At 46.0% G+C, this 21,296-nt stretch carries 22 protein-coding genes; 21 read left to right on the top strand and 1 reads right to left on the bottom strand.

Going from position 1 to position 21,296, the window contains the following annotated elements; all coding sequences use genetic code 11:
• Positions 1 to 13 precede the first annotated feature (13 nt).
• From ffh to FKV70_RS11775, 15 genes are all read left to right on the top strand, one after another.
• A complete protein-coding gene (gene ffh, locus FKV70_RS11705; protein ID WP_142612949.1) occupies positions 14 to 1,390 on the top strand; it encodes a signal recognition particle protein in 1,377 nt (458 codons plus the stop codon).
• A 68-nt stretch (positions 1,391 to 1,458) separates the two neighbouring features.
• Positions 1,459 to 1,731 (top strand): 30S ribosomal protein S16, encoded by a 273-nt coding sequence (gene rpsP, locus FKV70_RS11710; RefSeq protein WP_013309862.1) that lies wholly within the window; start codon positions 1,459 to 1,461, stop codon positions 1,729 to 1,731.
• Positions 1,732 to 1,754: 23 nt separating this feature from the next.
• A complete protein-coding gene (locus tag FKV70_RS11715) occupies positions 1,755 to 1,985 on the top strand; it encodes a KH domain-containing protein (protein WP_013309863.1) in 231 nt (76 codons plus the stop codon).
• Positions 1,986 to 2,082: 97 nt separating this feature from the next.
• Positions 2,083 to 2,598 carry a ribosome maturation factor RimM gene (gene rimM, locus FKV70_RS11720; protein WP_142612950.1) on the top strand — a complete coding sequence of 172 codons (516 nt, stop codon included), beginning with the start codon at positions 2,083 to 2,085 and terminating at the stop codon, positions 2,596 to 2,598.
• Complete coding sequence (trmD, locus tag FKV70_RS11725; protein ID WP_142612951.1) at positions 2,598 to 3,410, top strand: tRNA (guanosine(37)-N1)-methyltransferase TrmD; 813 nt, start codon at positions 2,598 to 2,600, stop codon at positions 3,408 to 3,410. The genes rimM and trmD overlap by 1 nt, the downstream gene beginning before the upstream one ends.
• A 229-nt stretch (positions 3,411 to 3,639) precedes the next feature.
• Positions 3,640 to 3,984: a 50S ribosomal protein L19 gene (rplS, locus tag FKV70_RS11730; RefSeq protein WP_007429998.1), complete on the top strand. Its 345-nt coding sequence runs from the start codon at positions 3,640 to 3,642 to the stop codon at positions 3,982 to 3,984.
• A gap of 101 nt (positions 3,985 to 4,085) precedes the next feature.
• On the top strand, positions 4,086 to 4,712 hold the full coding sequence (gene lepB / locus FKV70_RS11735; protein WP_063208989.1) for a signal peptidase I: 627 nt from the start codon (positions 4,086 to 4,088) through the stop codon (positions 4,710 to 4,712).
• Between the two features lie 90 nt (positions 4,713 to 4,802).
• Positions 4,803 to 5,663 carry a ribosome biogenesis GTPase YlqF gene (gene ylqF, locus FKV70_RS11740; RefSeq protein WP_063209153.1) on the top strand — a complete coding sequence of 287 codons (861 nt, stop codon included), beginning with the start codon at positions 4,803 to 4,805 and terminating at the stop codon, positions 5,661 to 5,663.
• 167 nt (positions 5,664 to 5,830) lie between these two features.
• Positions 5,831 to 6,517, top strand: a complete 687-nt coding sequence (locus tag FKV70_RS11745) for a ribonuclease HII (protein ID WP_081276881.1) — start codon at positions 5,831 to 5,833, stop codon at positions 6,515 to 6,517.
• Positions 6,518 to 6,609: 92 nt separating this feature from the next.
• Positions 6,610 to 8,727 carry a DNA ligase gene (locus FKV70_RS11750; protein ID WP_142612952.1) on the top strand — a complete coding sequence of 706 codons (2,118 nt, stop codon included), beginning with the start codon at positions 6,610 to 6,612 and terminating at the stop codon, positions 8,725 to 8,727.
• Positions 8,724 to 9,023, top strand: coding sequence for an EscU/YscU/HrcU family type III secretion system export apparatus switch protein (locus FKV70_RS11755; RefSeq protein WP_017427916.1), 300 nt, complete (start codon positions 8,724 to 8,726; stop codon positions 9,021 to 9,023). The genes FKV70_RS11750 and FKV70_RS11755 overlap by 4 nt, the downstream gene beginning before the upstream one ends.
• Positions 9,023 to 9,406: a YraN family protein gene (locus FKV70_RS11760; protein ID WP_064798115.1), complete on the top strand. Its 384-nt coding sequence runs from the start codon at positions 9,023 to 9,025 to the stop codon at positions 9,404 to 9,406. Before FKV70_RS11755 ends, FKV70_RS11760 begins: the two co-directional genes overlap by 1 nt.
• A 156-nt stretch (positions 9,407 to 9,562) precedes the next feature.
• Positions 9,563 to 10,114 carry a nitroreductase family protein gene (locus FKV70_RS11765; RefSeq protein WP_063208983.1) on the top strand — a complete coding sequence of 184 codons (552 nt, stop codon included), beginning with the start codon at positions 9,563 to 9,565 and terminating at the stop codon, positions 10,112 to 10,114.
• Between the two features lie 161 nt (positions 10,115 to 10,275).
• Positions 10,276 to 11,895, top strand: coding sequence for a YifB family Mg chelatase-like AAA ATPase (locus FKV70_RS11770; RefSeq protein WP_142612953.1), 1,620 nt, complete (start codon positions 10,276 to 10,278; stop codon positions 11,893 to 11,895).
• An 80-nt stretch (positions 11,896 to 11,975) separates the two neighbouring features.
• The gene (locus tag FKV70_RS11775; RefSeq protein WP_142612954.1) at positions 11,976 to 12,359 is read left to right on the top strand and encodes a nuclear transport factor 2 family protein; all 384 of its coding nucleotides are present in this window, start codon (positions 11,976 to 11,978) and stop codon (positions 12,357 to 12,359) included.
• Between the two features lie 370 nt (positions 12,360 to 12,729).
• On the opposite strand, the gene FKV70_RS11780 is transcribed toward FKV70_RS11775, so the two are convergent.
• Positions 12,730 to 13,158, bottom strand: a complete 429-nt coding sequence (locus FKV70_RS11780; RefSeq protein WP_013309874.1) for an organic hydroperoxide resistance protein — start codon at positions 13,156 to 13,158, stop codon at positions 12,730 to 12,732.
• A 147-nt stretch (positions 13,159 to 13,305) separates the two neighbouring features.
• Between FKV70_RS11780 and FKV70_RS11785 the strand changes: the two genes are divergently transcribed.
• From FKV70_RS11785 to trmFO, 6 genes are all read left to right on the top strand, one after another.
• Positions 13,306 to 13,776 carry a MarR family winged helix-turn-helix transcriptional regulator gene (locus FKV70_RS11785; RefSeq protein ID WP_142612955.1) on the top strand — a complete coding sequence of 157 codons (471 nt, stop codon included), beginning with the start codon at positions 13,306 to 13,308 and terminating at the stop codon, positions 13,774 to 13,776.
• A gap of 338 nt (positions 13,777 to 14,114) precedes the next feature.
• Complete coding sequence (sucC, locus tag FKV70_RS11790; protein ID WP_063208976.1) at positions 14,115 to 15,275, top strand: ADP-forming succinate--CoA ligase subunit beta; 1,161 nt, start codon at positions 14,115 to 14,117, stop codon at positions 15,273 to 15,275.
• A gap of 49 nt (positions 15,276 to 15,324) precedes the next feature.
• A complete protein-coding gene (sucD, locus tag FKV70_RS11795) occupies positions 15,325 to 16,254 on the top strand; it encodes a succinate--CoA ligase subunit alpha (RefSeq protein ID WP_063208974.1) in 930 nt (309 codons plus the stop codon).
• A 227-nt stretch (positions 16,255 to 16,481) separates the two neighbouring features.
• A complete protein-coding gene (gene dprA / locus FKV70_RS11800; RefSeq protein WP_167669724.1) occupies positions 16,482 to 17,600 on the top strand; it encodes a DNA-processing protein DprA in 1,119 nt (372 codons plus the stop codon).
• Between the two features lie 215 nt (positions 17,601 to 17,815).
• Entirely contained in the window at positions 17,816 to 19,918 is a 2,103-nt protein-coding gene (gene topA / locus FKV70_RS11805) for a type I DNA topoisomerase (RefSeq protein WP_142612956.1), read from the top strand.
• 28 nt (positions 19,919 to 19,946) lie between these two features.
• Positions 19,947 to 21,287: an FADH(2)-oxidizing methylenetetrahydrofolate--tRNA-(uracil(54)-C(5))-methyltransferase TrmFO gene (gene trmFO / locus FKV70_RS11810; RefSeq protein ID WP_142612957.1), complete on the top strand. Its 1,341-nt coding sequence runs from the start codon at positions 19,947 to 19,949 to the stop codon at positions 21,285 to 21,287.
• Positions 21,288 to 21,296: the final 9 nt, after the last annotated feature.

The raw sequence follows: 21,296 nt of genomic DNA on the forward strand, positions 1-21,296 counted from the left end.
GAGGTGCGAAAGTATGGCATTTGAAGGGTTATCGACTCGCTTGCAAAATGTATTCAGTAAACTGCGCGGCAAAGGAAAAGTGTCTGAGGATGATGTAGCTCAGGCGATGCGTGAAGTGCGCTTGGCTTTGCTGGAAGCGGACGTTAACTTCAAGGTTGTAAAAGACTTTATTGCCAAGGTAAAGGAGAAATCCGTTGGTAAGGAAGTAATGGACAGCTTTACGCCAGGTATGGTCATCATCGACATCGTAAACAAGGAATTGACTGAGTTGATGGGTGGCAGTCAGGCCAAGCTTGCCAAAGCCAACAAACCGCCTACAGTCATTATGATGGTGGGTCTCCAGGGCGCAGGTAAAACGACGACGTCCGGTAAACTGGCGAAGTTGTTGCAAAAGCAAAACCATCGTCCATTGCTTGTAGCTGGTGATATTTACAGGCCGGCCGCGATCAAGCAGCTTCAGATTCTCGGCGAGCAGATTAATGCACCTGTATTTACAATGGGAGACCAGACAAGCCCGGTAGAAATTGCAAAACAGGGTTTGCAGCATGCTAAGGATAATGGTAATGACTACGTTATTATAGATACTGCGGGTCGTCTTCATGTTGATGAAGAGCTCATGGAAGAGTTGCGCCAGATTCATGCCAACGTCAAGCCGGATGAAGTTCTACTGGTTGTAGATAGCATGACTGGGCAGGATGCGGTTAACGTTGCTGAGCACTTTAATAGTAGCCTGGAGTTAACTGGAGTTGTACTGACGAAGCTGGATGGCGACACTCGTGGTGGTGCAGCTTTATCGGTTAAAGCTGTGACGGGCTGTCCGATCAAGTTTGCTACATTGGGTGAAAAGCTGGATGCGATGGAGCCGTTTCATCCTGAGCGGATGGCTTCACGGATTTTAGGCATGGGAGACATGTTGTCCCTGATTGAAAAAGCGCAGTCCAATATCGACGCCGATAAGGCGAAGGAAATGGAACGGAAAATGCGTAATGCCGAGTTTACTTTTGAAGATTTTCTGGAGCAAATGGATCAGGTTAAGAAGCTTGGCCCAATCGACCAGATTCTCGACATGATTCCTGGTATGGGCAACATGAAGCAAATGAAAGACATCAAAGTGGATGACAAACAGATGGGCCGGATTGAGGCTATCGTTCATTCGATGACTACACAAGAAAAGCAAAACCCGGATATGATTAATCATAGTCGCCGCAAGCGGATTGCTGTAGGTAGTGGAACATCACTGGCTGAGGTAAATCGTCTGATAAAGCAATTTGACGAAATGCGTCGCATGATGAAGCAGTTTTCAGATATGATGGGGCCTAAGGGTGGCAAAAACAAGGCTATGAAGCAGTTGAAGAGTATGGGGAAAGGTATGAAGTTTCCTTTCCGTTAAAAGGTCAGTAGGCCTTTGGAGTATGGGATAGCAATATACAGTCTACTTTTTGAAGGAGGTGAATTTTCGTGGCAGTTCGTATTCGTCTGAAACGTATGGGTGCACATAAAGCTCCTTTCTATCGCGTCGTGGTATCTGATTCTCGTTCCCCGCGTGACGGTCGTTTTATCGAAGAAATCGGTTACTACAACCCAATCACAGTACCAGCGGTTGTAAAAATTGATGAAGATAAAGCGCTGAAATGGTTGCAAGATGGTGCACAAGCATCCGACACTGTTCGCAACTTGCTTAGCAAAGCGGGCGTAATGAAAAAGTTTCATGAGTCTAAACTACAGAAATAAGGTGCTGATACGGAGGGTCAACCATGGAAGAATTAGTGATAATCATTGCTAAGGCTTTAGTCGATCATCCGGAAGATGTAACCGTGAAGACCTTGGAGAAAGATCGGCTTGTTGTATATGAGCTTAGTGTACATCCTGAGGATGTAGGCAAAATCATTGGCAAGCAGGGTCGTATCGCCAAGGCGCTTCGCACTGTGGTTGCATCAGCAGCCGTTAAGATGGATAAACGGGTTACCGTAGACATCATATCTTAAAGATATACGAAAGTGGGTTAGGATGTATGTCCTAACCCTTTTTCGTACATGATGAAGATGATATGGAGCGGAACTGATTACGTGCAGGAGGAACACGATGCAGCAAATGTTTAATGTCGGAAAAATTGTGAACACCCATGGAATCCGTGGGGAGCTTAAAATATTAACGACGACAGATTTTCCAGAGGATCGCTTTGCAAAAGGCAGTGAGCTGTTGATTGTTCCGGCAGATGGTAAAGCACCGGTTCCCGTAACTGTCGAAACAGCGCGTTTTCAAAAAAATATGGTTATCGTTAAATTTAAGGAATATCACAATATCAATGATGTTGAAAAATATAAAGGTACTTTGTTGAAGGTCTCTGCTGAACGGCTAGGCGAATTAGAGGAAAACGAATTCTATTTTCATGAAGTAATCGGTATGGAAGTAGTAACGGAAGACGGAACTGAGCTCGGTGTGGTAAAAGAAATTTTGACACCGGGAGCGAATGATGTATGGATCGTCCAAATGCCTAAAGGCAAGGAATTGTTGCTGCCGTATATCGAGGATGTTATTTTGGATGTAAACGTGCGTGAAAAACGGGTTACGGTACGGCTAATGGAAGGTTTGTTGTAATGCGAGTGGATGTACTAACCCTGTTTCCAGAGATGTTTGACGGAGTTTTTAATGCAAGCATTTTGGGAAAAGCAAGGGATAAGGGGATTGTATCACTGCAAGCGGTTAATTTTCGCGAGTATGCCGGCAACAAGCATGGGCAAGTGGATGATACGCCCTATGGTGGTGGGGGCGGCATGGTGTTGAAGCCTGACCCCATTTTTGCTGCGGTGGAAGCGCTGCTGGATAAATCAGAGCGACCAACATCTGAAACTCCCGATGAAGCTGACCGATATGAAGATGTCGAACATTACGTAGGCATAAAGGCTCCGCGTATTATTTTGATGTGTCCACAAGGTGAGACTTTTACGCAAAAGAAGGCGGAAGAGCTGGCCAAAGAGGACCATCTTATTTTTATATGTGGGCATTATGAGGGGTATGATGAGCGTATTCGGGAGCATCTGGTGACAGATGAGCTTTCGATTGGCGATTATGTTTTGACTGGTGGGGAATTGCCGGCTATGGTAGTCATCGATAGTGTGACACGGTTGTTACCAGGGGTGTTGGGGAATGAAACGAGTGCGGTAACAGATTCGTTTAGTACAGGGCTGCTGGAATACCCCCATTATACCCGGCCTGCTGAGTTTCGGGGCTGGAAAGTGCCTGATGTACTCTTGTCAGGGCATCATGTCAATATTGACTTTTGGAGACGACAAGAAGCGTTACGTCGCACGATGGAACGTCGACCGGACTTGTTGGAACAGGCTGAGCTAACAGGTAAGGAACGCGCGTGGATTGAAGAGCAGCAACAATCGGACAAGTCCGGAGACTAGCGATAAAGCGCGATACCATGAGTGGATTTGAAAGCAGGCGGTGACCTGTTTTATAATAAAGTCAATTAAATAATGTTTGGTCAAATCCCTTTTTGTTGTTGCAATGCGGTAACCTCCATGATACAATACATCTGTTGTGTGTAATACGGTGGTCCTCTGTGGATGATGAAGGAAACGAATGTGTTTCCAGAAGAAACATGAACACCTGTACGGAAGGAGGGAGTCATAGATGAATATCGTCCAAGCGATTACTGAAGAACAACTTCGTAAGGATCTGCCTAACTTTCGTCCTGGTGACACTTTGAAAGTGCACGTGAAAGTTATCGAGGGAACTCGTGAGCGTATCCAGTTGTTTGAAGGTGTAGTAATTAAACGCCGTGGTGGTGGAATCAGTGAGACTTTTACAGTTCGTAAAATTTCTTACGGTGTAGGTGTGGAAAGAACTTTCCCGCTTCATTCCCCAAAAATCGATAAAATCGAAGTGGCTCGCCGTGGTAAAGTGCGTCGTGCGAAGCTTTATTATCTTCGTGAACTGCGCGGTAAAGCAGCGAGAATTAAAGAAATTCGTCGTTAATACAACGAATAACGAAAGGGGCTTGTTTACAAGCTCCTTTCGTTTTTTCTACGTACATAGGGAACTGTGGATAATTGACCGTAAAGAGAGGACAGTGAGCTATGGAGCAAGAAGTAGGACAAGGAGCTGTACAACAGCCAACTGATCAGGATGGTACGCCCAAGCGTAAACCAAAAAATGAGATTTTTGAGTGGATCAAAGCCATCGTTATTGCGTTAGTGCTTGTCTTTTTAATCCGCTGGCTTCTCTTTAAGCCTTTTATTGTGGATGGCCCGTCGATGCAGCCTAACTTTCATACCGGAGAACGCGTCATTGTAAATGAGATATTGTATGATTTTCGTGCTCCTAAACCGGGTGAAGTGATTGTGTTCCATGTCCCGGAAGAAAAAAGAGATTTCATCAAGCGCGTCATTGCCGTAGCGGGTGATACGGTCAAGGTAGAAGGTGACACGATTACAGTAAATGGTAAGCCGATTCAAGAACCTTATCTCAAGGCTCCTTTGGAAGAAGCACATCAAAATGGCGAACTTTACAACAAGTTTACCAATTTTCCAAATGAGAAATTTAAGGATGGAAAAGTGCCAGAAGGGCATATTTTTGTTATGGGCGATAACCGTTCCAATAGTACAGACAGCCGGATGATTGGATATATTGATTTGAAGGAAGTCGTGGGTCGGGCTGATGTCATTTTCTGGCCAGCGAAGGATATGCAGTGGATTAACCACTAGAACTAACAAATAAGCAGCATAGCTGCCGTAATTCTAACGATAAGCCTGAGGGTGAAGAAAGTAGGAGTTACGCTCAACGGGGTGATGACGGTGACGATTCAATGGTTTCCTGGTCATATGACCAGAGCGCGCCGCCAAATTGAAGCAAAATTAAAGCTGATTGATTTGGTTATTGAGCTGATTGATGCTCGATTGCCACTTTCCAGCCGAAATCCAATGATTGATGATATTTTGCAAGGCAAGCCGCGAATGATTATTTTGAACAAGGCAGATTTGGCGGACCCTGTTGTATCACAGCAATGGATTGCTTATTTTAAGGAACAGGGGCATGTAGCCTTTCCGGTGGATGCCACGACAGGGACGGGACTCAAGGAAATTCCGATTCAGGCTAAGCTGTTGCTTAAGGAAAAAATAGACCGGCAGATTTCAAAGGGAATGAACCCTCGTCCTATACGTGCTTTGATTGTCGGTATTCCGAATGTCGGCAAATCGACATTGATCAACCGAATGGCAGGACGTAATATTGCAGCTACAGGTGATCGCCCAGGAGTAACGAAGGCACAACAGTGGATCAAGACCGGTGAAATTGAATTGCTGGATACACCAGGGATTTTATGGCCTAAATTTGAGGATCAAAACGTCGGCTATCGTCTGGCTGTGACAGGAGCGATCAAGGAAGAAATTCTGAATGTAGAGGACATTGCCTTTTTCGCGACAAAGTATTTTATCCAATATTATTGGGATGCCATGGCAGAGCGTTTTGAGCTTACTGAACGTCCTGAGGATACAGAAAATCCAGATGATGTTGTAAGTGTTATGGAGGCTATCGGACGTAAACGTGGCTGTATCGTTAGTGGCGGACGTGTAGATCTCGAAAAGGCCTCAAAGATTATTTTGCGTGAGCTACGTGCAGGAAAGCTGGGGCGGTTCAGTCTAGAGGCTCCATACTGATCGTATTAGTAACCAATATAGAACATTGCATTTTGTGGCAAGGAAGAACCTTCCCCATCTCTCCGGAGAGGAGGAAGGTTTTTTGGTATGTAAAGGTAAATAGAAAAGGGTTTTGAACGGTAGAGGTCTGTGGTAAGCTGAATTCAATCATTAGAGCTACGGCAAGAATGAAGCTTAAACTACGTAAAGATGGGCAGGTTTTGAATATGGAAGCTAAAGAGAACACAGTAAAGGACATGCTACATTATGAAAAAAAATGCTGGGAACAATCTTGTGAGCGGATTGCAGGTATTGACGAGGTAGGTCGTGGATGTCTGTTTGGAGATGTTGTGGCAGCAGCAGTCATTTTACCAGTAGGTGAGTTATTGGAAGGGGTAGATGATTCCAAAAAATTGACGGACAAGAAAAGAGAAGCCTACTACGAGCTGATTATGGAGAAGGCGATTGCTGTAGGAGTTGGTTATGTAGACGCGCGGACGATTGATGATATCAATATTAAACAAGCGGCTCGTTTAGCTATGAAAAAGGCTGTAGAGGCTTTACATATATCTCCTGATTATTTACTTGTAGATGCAGAAAAGGTAGATGTGCCTATTCCTCAGCTATCCATCATCAAGGGAGATGCGAACAGTCAGTCTATTGCGGCGGCTTCTATCATCGCTAAGGTGACCCGTGATCGGCTATGCAAAGGCGAATGGGATGCGAGATATCCGGAATATGGGATCGGTATACATAAAGGTTACGCTACCAAGTTGCATAGAGAACAAATTTTGGCGCTAGGACCTACAGAAATGCATAGACGCAGCTTTCTAGGTAATTTGTTGACAGAGCAACCGACGTTGTTTGATCTGTAGACTACTTATTATGAATCGGCACAATACCGATATAAAGTATATCTAATATTACAGACCCCTTTGAATCGGGGGAGAGTGAGAGGAGGGGCGATATGAACATCGGATCTGTATTCCGTGGATTACTTGGAGATGTGAAGGCAGGAGAGGCTAAAAAACTTGATATGCAGCCAGGCCAGGTCGTAAGGGGAGTCGTATTAAAGGTATCCGAGGACGGCGATGAGGCTGTGTTGCAAATACAGGGTTCTCAGGTCAGGGCAAAGCTGGAGACCCCTCTTCAACCTGGACAGACTGCAACGTTTCAGGTACAACCGGCTTCTCCCAGCGGAATGACTGTGCTTAAGCCTCTGAACGACGCTGGCAATATGCCACAGCAAACCGTAGCGCTGGCAGACGTATTGGAATCGGTGGGACTGCCGGATACAGCTCAGAACAGAGAGCTTATACAGGCGATGCAAAAGAATAGTGTGCCGTTGACATCGGAAAATGCAGCTTCTTTGCGAGACGCCTTGTCGAAGCAAGGCGGCAATGTGCAATTAGGAACGTTTGTGCAGGCAGCGGCCGTCGCCTTTCAGCGTGGACTTCCATTAACGGCCGAAAGTATAAATGGATTGCGCCAAACGATGTTTGGACCTCCACTAAATGATCTCTTGTCATCGCTGGAGCAAGAACTTGAAACGGTGTTAAAGCAGCAAGGACAGGGAACGCCCACTGACCGTTCATTAGGGGAAGCAACTGCGATAAAAAGCGCTGACCGAACGTTAGCTAGTCCAACGGGCACTTCTGTAGTGATTGCAGATAGACAGGAAGGTCAGGCTCTTACATTGTCCAAAGATGCCTCTGCCGCTACAAAGCAGGCAGAAACGGGACAACAAGCCACCGTCGGCAAGGAATTGTTTAAAGGGACTCAAGCAGCCAATCTTGCAGCTACAGTAAGTGAAGTGAGTGTCTTGACTACAGATTCAGATAGTCCGGCAGGATCTACAGCAGCTGTAGCCAACGGGACTGCTTCAGGAGAACCAAAGGTAGTTAGTGGGCGTGGAGCGACAGTGGTATTAGATGCTGGTGCAAATACGCCTGAATCGAGTGCTGCTGATGCATTAAACGGCTCGCGCGTTAAAGCGGAGCAATCACAGCAAGCTACTGCGGCAGGTATGCAACTTAAGGATGCTGATGGTGTTCCAGCATCGGCCACGGCAGAGCCAACGGGGACAAAGCCTGCCTTAAGCGCAGTCACGGCAGACCGTCCCTCTGCACAGCCAGCGACCGGCTCTACGCCGCCATCTGCGGCGGGCAACGCTGCTGCGCCGGAGGCGCCGCTCCAGCGGCTGCGGCTCCTGCTGCAAGAGCTGCGTGCAGCAGTGCCGCCTGAGCTAAGCACGGCTACGCCAGAGCAGTCAGCCGCAGAGGTAGCGCAGCCAGCGGCTGGCGCTTCGCGCACGGCAGACGCTGCGGCTTCACAGTCTGCGGCGCCAAACACGCAGCTCACCCCCACGGAGGACCCGTGGGTGGGCCGTGTGCTGAAGCTGCTCGGTGCAGAACACGAGCAGCAGGTACATCGCTCAGCTGCGCAGCTCGCGCATGGCGCGGCGGCACGTACGGAGCCGCCCGAGGGAGTACCGCAACCGCTGACGGGGTTAGCGGCTGCGGCTGACGATTCCGTGTCAGCGGCCGCGGACACCGTGAAGGGGGCGCTGCTCCAGCTCATGAGCAACGACGACCTGCCACCCGCTTTGAAAGAAGCGGCTCAGCAGGTTGTACAGCATCTGACAGGTCAGCAGCTGCTGTTAAATACAGACCGAACGGCGCCTTTTGCACAAGTGCACATGTTTATACCATTCATTGGACCGGATGGTCGTGAAACAGCTACAATCCAGATTCAGTCCCGCCGCGGCAAACGGGGAGAACTGGATGCCTCCAACTGTCGTCTTTGGTTTGATTTGGACATGAAGGGGCTTGGTCCGACGTTGGTGGATGTACAGGTAGTAGATCGGGTTGTAAGCCTCAAGCTTCATAATGATCAGGAATGGGCGGCTTCGCTGTTAACCAGTGGACGTGAGTCCATTCGTACCGCGCTGGAGTCGCTAGGCTACCAACTTCTAACACTGCGAACCGAGCCTATGCCCATAAGGACTGAACAGAGCAGCTCCGCCTCTTCAGAGGTACAAAGCTATGTACCTCAGCCATATAAAGGAGTCGATCTTAAAATATGAAAGAGCCCTTGGACCCTCCCTCTCCTTCCATGAAGAAGGCGGTCGCCCTTAAATATACACCCGGTGAGAGCGAAGCGCCGATTGTTGTTGCCAAGGGAAGCGGCCGCATTGCGGACAGTATTTTAGAAAAAGCCAAGGAGCATGGTGTGCCTGTTCAAGAGGATGCCGCGTTGGTTGAAGTACTGTCCAAACTTGATTTGGACGAACAAATCCCGGCTGAGCTCTATCAGTTGGTAGCAGAGGTGTTAACCTATATATACCAAATGGATCGGCTTGCTCCAAGGGACGACTGGTGATGGAGGATGAAATGAAGACTAGAAGCAAGGATCAGCGGAAAGCCAAAGGAGCGATGGGTGAAGAAGCTGCGGCCTTGTTTTTAGAAAACCTGGGTTATCGTATCTTGGAGCGCAATTGGCGATGCCGTAGTGGAGAAATAGATCTGATTGCCAAGCAGGAGCACATACTCGTGTTTATTGAAGTACGTAGCCGGAGCAGTTCCAGATACGGGACACCGGCCGAATCAGTTACTGCACGTAAAATAACCCAGGTTCGCCAAACAGCCGCAGTATACTTGCATATGAACGGAATGGGAGAAGCTCCGATCCGTTTTGATATGATTTCTGTACGATTATCTGCTGAAACGGCTGTTGTTACAGACCATTTTATAAATGCCTTTTAAAAGAGTAAGGACTTTTTTTGGAGGCTGAAGCACAGGACTGAATTCATATGTACAGGTTGACAGAAGGGAAAGCTGCAGGTATATTCTATTGATAATAGTTATCATTTTCATTCTATAATGAATATCTGGTCGTTGTACCTGTGAAGGAGGATTTATGTGACAAAGCATACCTTTAGTGAACATGTCATAGATGTAATTCAGGAACGCCGGACGATTAAAAAATTCAAACCTGACTCTATCCCGGTAGATACGATTAAAGAACTGCTGGACGTCGCTGTATGGGCTCCTAACCATAAAATGCGTGAGCCGTGGCGTTTTCTGTTGTTTGCTGGTGAGGGACGGAAAAAGCTTGCAAAAGCAATTGCAGCCGATATCGGTAAAGACAACAAGTTTGAGAGTGGGATTTTGCACAACCCGATTCAGCTTTTAGTGGTGATGGAAGAAGATCCGCGACAAGCGGTTTGGGATGAGGATTTTGCAGCAGTCAGCGCGCTTGTACAAAACTTTATGCTTGCGGCATGGAGCAAAGGGATCGGAACATTCTGGGTGACAAAACCATTTCTGTATTCGCCTAAGTTCCGTGATTGCTTGGGTATTAAACCAGGTGAGAAGGTAATTGGCATGATCTATGCAGGCTATCCAGATGTTATCCCGGAACCAAGACCACGTACTCCAGCGGCCGACAAGCTAACCTTGATTGACAATTGATCTTTTGTCAGATACCCTTGATAAAGGATTTGAAAACAGGGTTGAGTAGTTAAAATTTAGATCATATATTTGCAGTAAATGAAAATTTGGAAGCACCTTTTTTCATATAGTCAATGATTCCCGGGAGGGACATTTCATATGAGGAGAGGTGCATTTTTGATATGTATGGAAAATTACATGGGGCTTGTCTGTATGGGATAGACGGCGTACTGATCGAAGTTGAGACTGATCTGTCTAATGGTTTGCCTCAAACCGCGATTATCGGATTGCCGGATTCAGCGATTCGAGAGGCAGTAGAGCGTGTGAGAGCAGCAATCAAAAACTGTGGTTTCAAATATCCATCCCAGCGTGTCACGATTAATTTAGCTCCTGCTGATTTGCGTAAAGAAGGCTCATCTTTTGATCTTGCGATCGCTTTAGGCTTGCTGACAACCAGTGAGCAGATTGTATTACCAGTGGAGGAACGAACCCTGTTTATTGGCGAGCTGGCGCTGGATGGCAGCATTCGTCCTGTAAATGGAGTGTTATCTATGGTAGATCTGGCCAAGCGGGAAGGATTCGATTCTGTACTGCTTCCTCAAGAAAACGCAAGCGAAGCCCGTCTAATTACAGATATACGTATTTACGCTATACGTCATCTGACGGATCTTATCCCGGTTAATGATTATGCACAAGGTACCTCAGAGGGTCAAATGACCAATGAGAATTGTGCTGCCAGTAAACAAGTGATGATCCATTCGTATGACCATTTACCTCAAGCAGAGCATATACCGTTGCGCGAGCAAGAAGTGCTAGCTAGTAATATGGAAGATTACAGTGATGTGCTGGGTCAGCTACACGCCAAACGTGCGTTAGTCATCGCTGCAGCGGGGATGCATAATATCCTTCTTATGGGGCCACCGGGCGCTGGAAAAACGATGCTCATCCGCAGGTTGCCGTCTATTTTGCCGCCTTTGACGGAAAAGGAGTCGCTAGAAGTGACTAAGGTCTACAGCGCAGCGGGGAAGTGGAAGGAGTCCTCGCCGCATCTCATGCATATTCGTCCCTTCCGTGCGCCTCATCATACAATCTCTGCTGCTGGTTTGGTGGGTGGAGGAGGTATACCCAATCCAGGAGAAATCAGTCTCGCACACCGAGGAATTTTGTTTCTGGATGAGTTGCCTGAGTTTAGTCGTCATGTGCTAGAAGTGTTGCGGCAGCCTCTGGAAGACCATCAGGTTACAATCAGTCGTTCACGTGCAGTGTTTAAGTATCCAGCGCATTTTTTACTTGCAGCTTCTTTAAATCCGTGTCACTGTGGCTTTTTTGGAACTGACACGGAACATCAGCGCTGTACCTGTTCACCTGCAGCCGTAGCTCGTTACCGTTCACGTATTTCCGGTCCATTGCTAGATCGAATTGATCTTCAGCTTGAAGTATCACAACCAAAGGATTGGCGGGAGGAAAGAGAATCCCTATCGTCTGCTGACATGAGAAAGCAGGTGTTGGCTGCTCGAGCAATACAAATCCACAGATACAGCAAGCTTCCTTTTTCGTGGAATAGTGAGCTATCCGGTCAGATGCTGCGTAAATATGCGGTATTGGAACAAAATGCAGCAGAGCTGCTTGACCAGACGATGGATGCACTTGGTTTAAGCATGCGTGCGTATGATCGAATTCTTAAGCTGTCCCGCACTATTGCAGACTTACATGAGTCAGAGAAAATTAAGACTTCACATGTGGCTGAAGCCATCCAATACCGTCATATGGATAGAGCAAATTCCAATTTTCTCGAAATGTAGAATATGGCAATAATATATTGAGCATAAGTTGTCTAGGTAAACAAGGGTATCATCTTTTATGTAAAGAGAGGAGTATGGCTATGGTTGGTAAAGAAATAAGGGACATAATTAAAAATTATCTTGAAGCATACAATTCATTTGAAATTGAAAGAATGGTTGAACTATTGCATAAGGACATCATATTCAGGAATATTTCCAATGGAGAAACCACAACGGAGACCAGAGGAATACAAGCATTTAGGGAGCTGGCCGAACAGTCGTCAATGATGTTCTCCAGCCGTTTCCAGACAATTACCAATTACAGGATTATAAATGACAAAGTAGAGGTCGGAATCGATTATGAAGGTATTCTTGCCGTGGATTTTCCTAATGGATTAAAGAGTGGAGATAAGCTGCAATTAAAAGGAAAGTCAACATTCGAGATTAAGGAAGGAAAAATCTCATTGATTGAAGATTACAGTTGAGTACACCATGCATATTTTAGCTAACAGAGAACGTTAGTTCATTAAAACAGCGACAGTCTAGGACTTTATTTTCTCGTCCTTGGCTGTCGCTGTTTCAATTTGTAGGTCAGTCTAATACACTATTTTCTGTTGACATTTCTAAGAAAAGTATGCGAGAGAAAATGGAAAAACAGAAAAACGGGCAAAAAAAGCTCCAGGCTAAAAGACCTGGAGAAGAAAAAAAGCTTATGACAATAGTGATTATACTATGAGTATATCACTTTCGTATATACGATTATGCATTATCTACCATGTTACTTGATGGAAATACAAAAAGCCCCTCGACAAATACGGTTGAGGAGCTTGTTATGGAAATCATTCTAACGCTAAGTTACAAAACATTCAGTTTCACTTCAATATTACCGCGGGTAGCGCGGGAGTATGGACATTGCTCATGTGCGCCTTCCACCAGTTTTACTGCCGTTTCATGATCAACGCCTTTAACCAGTACGTCGAGGTTAACTCCAATACCGAAGCCACCGTCTTCGACTTTGCCAAAATGAACAGTAGCTGTGACTTCTGTACCTTCATGTTTGACACGTTGCATGCGAGCAACCATATTTAGAGCACTGTCAAAGCAAGCAGAATAGCCTGCTGCGAACAGTTGCTCTGGGTTTGTACCTGCACCGCCGGCGCCACCCATTTCTTTTGGAGTATCAATATCTAAACGAAGTTCAGGGGAAGAAGACTCGATATATCCGTTACGTCCGCCAACCGCTTTTACTGTTGTTTCATACATTTTTTGTTGAATGGTCATCATAATTAAATCACTGCCTCTCGCTCAATTTATATTTTACACAATTTAATTTAACAAAATAATTATTGTTTGTAAAGTATTTTAGGCAATTAGAATGTACTTTGTTATATAATATGCTAAAATAATGATGAAAGTAGGTGACTAGACAGCATGGAAAACAACTCTGATAAAGATGCAGCGTTGAAACTTGATAATCAGCTATGCTTTGCCATATATGCATGCTCCAGAGAGATTACAAAGTTGTACCAGCCCCATCTGGAAAAGCTGGGCGTAACGTACTCGCAGTATTTGGTGCTTATCGTGCTCTGGGAGCGTGAGGAATGTACAGTGAAGGAATTGGGTGAGGCGTTATATTTGGATTCCGGTACACTAACCCCCCTATTAAAGAGATTGCAGAATGCCGGGCTGATTGATCGAAAGAGATCTACTCAAGATGAGCGTAAGGTGCTGATTTCTTTGACGACAGAGGGGAGAGCGTTGCGAGATAAAGCCCTGCCTGTTCCAGGATGTATAAAGGAAAAAACAAGTATGACTCAAGATCAATTTGGGTCACTTCTGCTTCAGTTCAATGATCTGCTCGATCGTGTTCATCAAGCGAATGTACAAATTGAAAAATCATAGTGTGTACTTTCAACTGCTCTTGCGAATTTTATGGCATGAAGTTGTTGTTCACTGAAAGAAAAAAGTTTGAAGTCTAATAAAATAAAGTGCCTCTCGTTGCGGATTAGGTAATCCCATGTTGCAGAGGTGCTTTTTTTGTGTGAATTTGTATTAAAAATAAATACCCAGTAATATCCAAACATTCGATTTTGGGAATGATAATGATATCAAAATACTGTAATTCATGAGGTTAAATTATAAGGAAAGCGTTTTAAAAACATGTTACAATGATGTAGGTTTAGTATAGATTTCCTTGTGAACCGCCCTTGTTGCAGTCATGTTGATAGGAGGATTCCAGAATGAATATCCATGAATATCAGGGTAAAGAAGTATTAAAGCAGTACGGAGTGGCTGTACCGAACGGTAAGGTTGCCTATACGGTGGAAGAAGCCGTTGCGGCGGCAGAATCGCTTGGAAGCGCTGTTACGGTCGTAAAAGCACAAATTCATGCGGGTGGACGCGGTAAAGCGGGTGGCGTAAAAGTGGCCAAAGGCTTGGATGAGGTGCGGACTTTTGCTTCAGAGATTTTGGGTAAGGTGCTAGTGACGCATCAGACCGGACCTGAAGGTAAAGAGGTCAAACGCCTTTTGATTGAGGAAGGCTGTGATATTCGCAAAGAATATTACGTAGGCGTTGTCGTGGACCGCGCGACTGGACGCATCGTAATGATGGCCTCCGAAGAAGGCGGTACAGAAATCGAAGAAGTGGCTGCAGCTACTCCGGAGAAGATTTTTAAAGCAGTTGTTGATCCAGCAATTGGGCTGCAGGTGTATCAAGCTCGTAAGCTGGCGTATGAGATTAATATTCCCAATGAGCTGGTAAATAAAGCGGTCAAGTTTATGCTGGCGCTTTACGAAGCTTTTGTGGACAAGGACTGTTCAATTGCAGAAATTAATCCCCTAGTCGTTACGGGTGATGGGAATGTACTGGCGCTGGATGCCAAATTGAATTTTGATTCGAATGCGTTGTTCCGTCACAAGGATATTTTGGAACTGCGTGATTTGGATGAAGAGGATGAGAAGGAAATTGAGGCATCTAAATACGATCTAAGCTACATCGCTCTGGACGGCAATATTGGCTGTATGGTCAATGGGGCTGGGTTGGCGATGGCGACGATGGATATTATCAAATATTATGGTGGAGATCCGGCCAATTTCCTGGACGTTGGTGGCGGTGCAACGACGGAAAAGGTAACCGAAGCGTTCAAAATCATTTTGTCCGATCCGAAGGTAGAAGGTATCTTTGTCAACATTTTCGGCGGAATTATGCAGTGTGATATCATTGCGAACGGCGTCGTGGAGGCTGCCAAGCAGTTGGGGCTGACTCGCCCGCTGGTTGTCCGTCTTGAAGGAACGAATGTTGAGCTCGGCAAGCAGATTTTAGCGGAATCCGGTTTGAATATTGTGGCAGCTGATTCCATGGCGGATGGTGCCCAAAAAATCGTTGAACTTGTTCAATAGCTTGTTTGCATTCCGATATGCCGAATAAACGATAGGGGATGTGAAGATCGTGAGTATTTTGGTCGATAAGCATACAAAGGTGATTACACAGGGGATTACGGGAAAAACGGCGTTATTCCATGCCAAAGGTGCACTTGATTACGGTACACAGATGGTAGGCGGCACCTCTCCGGGTAAGGGAGGCACCGAGGTAGAAATTACACTGGAGAACGGACAACAGGTCAAGCTGCCAGTGTTTAACACAGTAAGCGAAGCCAAGGAAGCTACGGGCGCAACTGCTAGCGTCATTTATGTACCGCCAGCTTTCGCAGCGGATTCTATTTTGGAAGCTGTGGACGCGGAACTGGACCTCGTGATTTGTATCACAGAAGGGATTCCGGTTCTTGATATGATCAAGGTCAAACGTTTTATGGAAGGTAAAAAGACCGTTCTGATTGGCCCTAACTGTCCGGGTGTTATTACGCCAGGAGAGTGTAAAATTGGTATCATGCCAGGTTACATTCATCTCCCAGGTCATGTAGGTGTTGTGTCACGTAGTGGTACTTTGACCTATGAGGCAGTACATCAGCTAACCACTCGAGGTATCGGGCAATCTTCCGCGGTGGGTATTGGTGGTGACCCCGTTAAAGGTTCGGAATTCATTGATATTTTACATCGCTTCAATGAGGACCCCAACACTCACGCTGTCATTATGATCGGAGAAATCGGTGGCACAGCCGAGGAAGAGGCGGCAGAGTGGATCAGAGACAATATGACGAAGCCGGTCGTTGGCTTTATCGGGGGTGTGACTGCGCCTCCAGGCAAGCGGATGGGGCATGCAGGCGCCATTATTTCTGGTGGAAAAGGAACGGCAAAAGAAAAGATTGCTACGCTTGAAGCATGCGGAATCAAGGTGGCACCTACTCCTTCCGAAATGGGCTCGACACTGGTAAGTGTGTTGGAGGAACGTGGTATTTTGAATTTATGTACGACACATTAAATCGTGTTTCTTCATTAATATACAGGCTGTAAAACAGCATCGAAATTTGCTGCAGGCTAGTGTATAATGAAGGAAAGGTAAGCAACCTTTTTATCTTCTGTAACAGGGGATGAAAAGGTTGCTTTTTTTGCGTTGTGACAGGCTTATCAGGGAAACGCTTGCAAAATGATTCGTTGTGCCACAAAATAAGGAAGGGTTCACTCTTCCATGAATGGGGGAACCACAGTTTGGAAGAAAGATGGCTTTTATTAGGTCTACATGAGTTAGAGGGAATCGGAAGGAGAACAATTCAGCGTATTTGGTCGAGTGATTATCGATTGCATGAGTTACTGCATTTTAGCGAACGAAAGTGGATTGAGATAGGCTTAAGCCCTGCCCAGGCACGCATTGCGGCACAGTGTTACGATGAAGAATGGGTACATGAACGATATCAGCGAATTCAATCCAGTGAGATTGACGTGGTAACTTATGTGGACGAAGGTTACCCTTCATTAATGAAGGAAACAGTTGACCCACCTTGGGTAATGTATACAAAAGGGGATAAATCACTTTTGCACACATGTTCTGTAGCCATGGTAGGAACTCGCGTTCCTACTGCGTATGGTCGTAGAGCAGCGGAGATACTAACCGAAGAATTGTGTAGTGCAGGGGTAACAGTGGTTAGTGGATTGGCGAAGGGGATTGATAGTATTTGTCACGAAACGGCCCTGCGCCGGGGAGGCAACACGATTGGTGTACTTGGTACAGCGATTGATCAAATTTATCCTCCCCAAAATGCCTCTTTATTTGCTGAGATGGTTAGTAAAGGTCTGATCGTATCGGAGTATCCTCCAGGTACGAAGTCCCATCCAGGGATGTTTCCACAACGTAATCGCATTATTGCCGGTTTGACGAAGGGGACGCTCGTCGTCGAAGCAGATGCTAGAAGTGGTTCCTTGATAACAGCTGATGCTGCGTTGGAGGCAAATCGAGATGTATTTGCGGTTCCTGGACCCATCACGTCACCTAAGAGTAAAGGCACGCTGAACTTGATTAAGCAAGGGGCCAAAACGGTCACCGAAGCTTCGGATATTATTGAGGAGTACGAAGCAGATTTGCGTTCAAGGCAGGTTTCTTCATACAATAGAGGACAGAGTCTTAATCTTAAGAAGGTCTCCAAAACATCAGAAAGCGAAACTTCTGAGGAAAAACATGTGGTGCTACTGCTGGAACAAGGAACCATGACACTGGATGAACTGCTGGATGCTACGGCATGGGATTTTGGACTTTTACACGCAGTTCTGTTATCGTTAATCATAAAAAAAAGGATCGCTCAGCTAGCGGGCACAAAATACAAGCTTATATAGTAGTTGTTTTTGCCAGGTCCTTAGTTAGTCATTGCGCAAAATTCAATTTTAAACATAGGTGGAGGGAAATATGGCGTTTGTCCGCATCGCGGATTCCTACTCCTTCCCCACTTCCTGAAATGTGTTGAATTTATAGCTCGTACTAACGAACTAAGCTCACCACATTTCAGGAAGACTATCATATTCATGTGTGTAATTGAGAGGAGGAAGAGCCTATGGCGGACTCACTCGTCATCGTGGAATCGCCTTCCAAGGCGAAGACGATCGGCAAATACTTAGGCAGCAAATATATCGTCAAGGCTTCCATGGGTCATATCAGGGATTTACCTAAGAGTCAAATTGGCGTAGAGGTCGAAAATGATTTTAATCCCAAATACATTACCATTCGAGGTAAAGGCTCAATTCTAAAAGAGTTAAAGGATGCCCGAAAAAAAGTAAAAAAAGTATATCTGGCGGCTGACCCGGATCGCGAAGGTGAGGCTATTGCCTGGCATCTAGCGCATGCGCTGGAACTGGACGATACGGCGGACTGTCGTGTTGTGTTTAATGAAATTACGAAGCAGGCTGTCAAAGATGCTTTTAAAACACCGCGCAAGATCAATATGGATTTGGTTAATGCCCAGCAGGCACGCCGGATATTGGATCGACTTGTCGGTTACAAAATTAGCCCATTGCTCTGGAAAAAGGTAAAGAAGGGTCTCTCAGCTGGGCGTGTGCAGTCCGTGGCAGTGAAAATTATTCTGGACCGGGAAAACGAAATTAATGAGTTTGTACCGGAAGAATACTGGACGATCACAGCTAAGCTAGCCATTAAAGACAGCACCTTTGAAGCGAAGTTCCATAAGCTGCGCGGCGAAAAGAAAGAGCTTTCCAGCGAAGCGGATGTACAAGAAGTGCTGGAAGCTATCGGAAAATCGTCTTACAAAGTGCGCGATGTGAAAGAGAAGGAGCGTTTACGCAATCCGTCTCCTCCATTCACAACAAGTTCCTTGCAGCAAGAGGCGGCTCGAAAGCTCAACTTCCGGGCATCTAAAACGATGTCGGTAGCGCAGCAACTGTATGAAGGTGTGGATTTAGGTAAAGAAGGGACTGTGGGTCTGATCACGTATATGCGTACGGATTCCACACGGATCGCCACTTCGGCTCAAGAGGAAGCGAAAGAGGTCATCATTCAAAAATATGGCGAAGATTTTGTACCTGAAAGTCCTCGTCAGTATTCAAAAAAAACGGCCAATGCTCAGGATGCGCATGAAGCGATTCGTCCAACCTCCGCCTTGCGTGATCCGGAAACCGTTAAGCCATTTATGAGTAGAGACCAGTTCCGGTTGTACAAACTGATATGGGAACGTTTTATGGCGAGTCAGATGTCTTCCGCTATTATGGATACTATGTCCGTAGATATTGAAGCAGGCGAGACGATATTCCGGGCAGCTGGTTCGAAGGTTCGCTTTCCAGGCTTCATGAAGGTGTATGTGGAGGGGAATGACGACGGTAAAACCGAAGAAGATAAGCTGTTGCCGCCACTTCAACCAGGCGATAAGCTGAAAAAGGAAGCGGTTGAACCCAAGCAGCACTTTACACAACCGCCTCCTCGCTATACGGAAGCACGTCTGGTAAAGACACTGGAGGAATTGGGTATTGGACGTCCGAGTACGTATGCACCGACTCTGGAAACCATTCAAAAGCGTGGATACGTTGCTATTGAGGAGAAGAAATTCTTCCCTACAGAGCTGGGAGAATTGGTCATCGAGCAGATGGAGGAATTTTTTCCAGAGATTCTAAATGTAGAATTTACAGCCAATATGGAAGATGATCTTGACCACGTCGAAGAGGGCGAAGGTGATTGGGTTAAGGTGTTGAGTGACTTTTACGAGTCATTCGAGAAGCGTCTGGAAGTGGCTGAGGAAGAAATGAAAGAAATTGAAATCAAGGATGAAGTATCCGACGTGATCTGTGACAAGTGTGGTAGTCCAATGGTCTATAAGCTGGGCCGTTTTGGTAAATTCCTTGCTTGTTCTGCCTTCCCGGATTGCCGCAACACCAAGCCAATTGTCAAGGATATCGGGATGAATTGTCCTACATGCGGTGAGGGACATGTCGTCGAACGACGAAGTAAAAAAGGACGTGTCTTTTACGGATGTGACCGCTATCCAGAATGTGATTTTGTATCCTGGGATAAACCGTCCATCAAGCCTTGTCCAAGTTGCAGTGGCCTAATGGCCGAAAAACGTACTAAGCAGGGAACGAAGCTCAACTGTACCGTTTGCGATCACAGTGAAATGCTGGAAGAGAGCGATGAGAGTGTGGAGACTTCTTAAGAACAAAGATAGCAGGGGGATTTAAAAAGTGAGTGAACTACAGAAGGTAACGGTCATCGGAGCAGGTTTGGCGGGTAGCGAAGCTGCCTGGCAAATTGCAAGCAGTGGAGTGCCAGTTAAGTTATATGAAATGAGACCGGTTGTAAAAACACCCGCACATCATACAGATAAATTTGCCGAATTAGTATGCAGTAATTCCTTACGAGCGAACGGTCTGACAAATGCAGTAGGCGTACTGAAGGAAGAGATGAGAATGCTAAACTCTTTGGTTCTGAGTGCGGCAGATCGTCATGCTGTTCCGGCGGGTGGAGCATTGGCAGTGGATCGTGATGGATTTTCCGGTCATATTACAGATACGCTTCATCAACATCCTTTGATCGAGGTCGTTAATGAAGAACTGCAGGAACTCCCGCAGGATGGTATCGTGGTCGTTGCAACGGGACCCTTAACTTCTCCTGCTTTGTCAGAACAGATCAAAACGCTGATGGGAGAGGAGTATTTTTATTTCTACGACGCGGCTGCTCCGATTGTAGAAAAGGACTCCATCGATATGAGCAAGGTGTATCTGGCTTCCCGTTATGATAAAGGAGAAGCAGCTTACTTGAATTGTCCGATGAGCGAAGCAGAATTTGATGCTTTTTATGAGGCTTTGATTACTGCTGAGGTGGCACAAGTCAAGGAGTTCGAAAAAGAAATTTACTTCGAAGGATGTATGCCGATCGAAGTGATGATGCAGCGTGGGAAACAAACGGCATTGTTCGGACCGATGAAACCTGTTGGTTTGGTAAATCCACATACAGGAGAACTACCCTATGCAGTTGTTCAGCTTCGACAAGATAATGCTGCAGGTACGCTATATAATCTGGTTGGTTTCCAGACTCACCTCAAATGGGGAGAGCAAAAGCGTGTGTTTTCAATGATTCCGGGTCTCGAAGAGGCAGAGTTTGTACGTTACGGCGTGATGCATCGCAATACCTTTATTAATTCTCCACAACAGCTTCACCCAACCTATCAGTTCAAGGGAAGAAGTAATCTGTTCTTTGCCGGACAAATGACTGGTGTTGAGGGTTATGTAGAGTCGGCGGCTTCGGGACTACTGGCTGGTATAAATGCGGCACGAGCAGCACGTGGTCAGGAAATGTTTGTATTTCCTGCGGAAACGACACTAGGCAGTATGGCACGCTATATTACAACGGCTGATTTCAAACATTTCCAACCGATGAATGCAAACTTTGGTCTGCTTCCGAAGCTGGAGACACGCATCCGTAACAAAAAGGAAAAGAATGAAGCTCTTGCTAATCGTGCGTTGGAAAGTTTGCGTGCTTATATCAACCAAACGGGAGTTATGTCAACAGAAGTACAGGCATAAGGATGAAGG

This window comes from Paenibacillus ottowii (assembly GCF_006874425.1).
GTDB lineage: Bacteria > Bacillota > Bacilli > Paenibacillales > Paenibacillaceae > Paenibacillus > Paenibacillus ottowii.

Excerpts from the sequence above, each read along its gene's own strand:
- ffh (WP_142612949.1), top strand. The coding sequence starts at position 14 with ATGGCATTTGAAGGGTTATCGACTCGCTTGCAAAATGTATTCAGTAAA.
- FKV70_RS11715 (WP_013309863.1), top strand. The coding sequence starts at position 1,755 with ATGGAAGAATTAGTGATAATCATTGCTAAGGCTTTAGTCGATCATCCG.
- rimM (WP_142612950.1), top strand. The coding sequence starts at position 2,083 with ATGCAGCAAATGTTTAATGTCGGAAAAATTGTGAACACCCATGGAATC.
- trmD (WP_142612951.1), top strand. The coding sequence starts at position 2,598 with ATGCGAGTGGATGTACTAACCCTGTTTCCAGAGATGTTTGACGGAGTT.
- rplS (WP_007429998.1), top strand. The coding sequence starts at position 3,640 with ATGAATATCGTCCAAGCGATTACTGAAGAACAACTTCGTAAGGATCTG.
- lepB (WP_063208989.1), top strand. The coding sequence starts at position 4,086 with ATGGAGCAAGAAGTAGGACAAGGAGCTGTACAACAGCCAACTGATCAG.
- FKV70_RS11745 (WP_081276881.1), top strand. The coding sequence starts at position 5,831 with ATGAAGCTTAAACTACGTAAAGATGGGCAGGTTTTGAATATGGAAGCT.
- FKV70_RS11750 (WP_142612952.1), top strand. The coding sequence starts at position 6,610 with ATGAACATCGGATCTGTATTCCGTGGATTACTTGGAGATGTGAAGGCA.
- FKV70_RS11755 (WP_017427916.1), top strand. The coding sequence starts at position 8,724 with ATGAAAGAGCCCTTGGACCCTCCCTCTCCTTCCATGAAGAAGGCGGTC.
- FKV70_RS11760 (WP_064798115.1), top strand. The coding sequence starts at position 9,023 with ATGGAGGATGAAATGAAGACTAGAAGCAAGGATCAGCGGAAAGCCAAA.
- FKV70_RS11770 (WP_142612953.1), top strand. The coding sequence starts at position 10,276 with ATGTATGGAAAATTACATGGGGCTTGTCTGTATGGGATAGACGGCGTA.
- FKV70_RS11775 (WP_142612954.1), top strand. The coding sequence starts at position 11,976 with ATGGTTGGTAAAGAAATAAGGGACATAATTAAAAATTATCTTGAAGCA.
- FKV70_RS11780 (WP_013309874.1), bottom strand. The coding sequence starts at position 13,158 with ATGATGACCATTCAACAAAAAATGTATGAAACAACAGTAAAAGCGGTT.
- FKV70_RS11785 (WP_142612955.1), top strand. The coding sequence starts at position 13,306 with ATGGAAAACAACTCTGATAAAGATGCAGCGTTGAAACTTGATAATCAG.
- sucC (WP_063208976.1), top strand. The coding sequence starts at position 14,115 with ATGAATATCCATGAATATCAGGGTAAAGAAGTATTAAAGCAGTACGGA.
- topA (WP_142612956.1), top strand. The coding sequence starts at position 17,816 with ATGGCGGACTCACTCGTCATCGTGGAATCGCCTTCCAAGGCGAAGACG.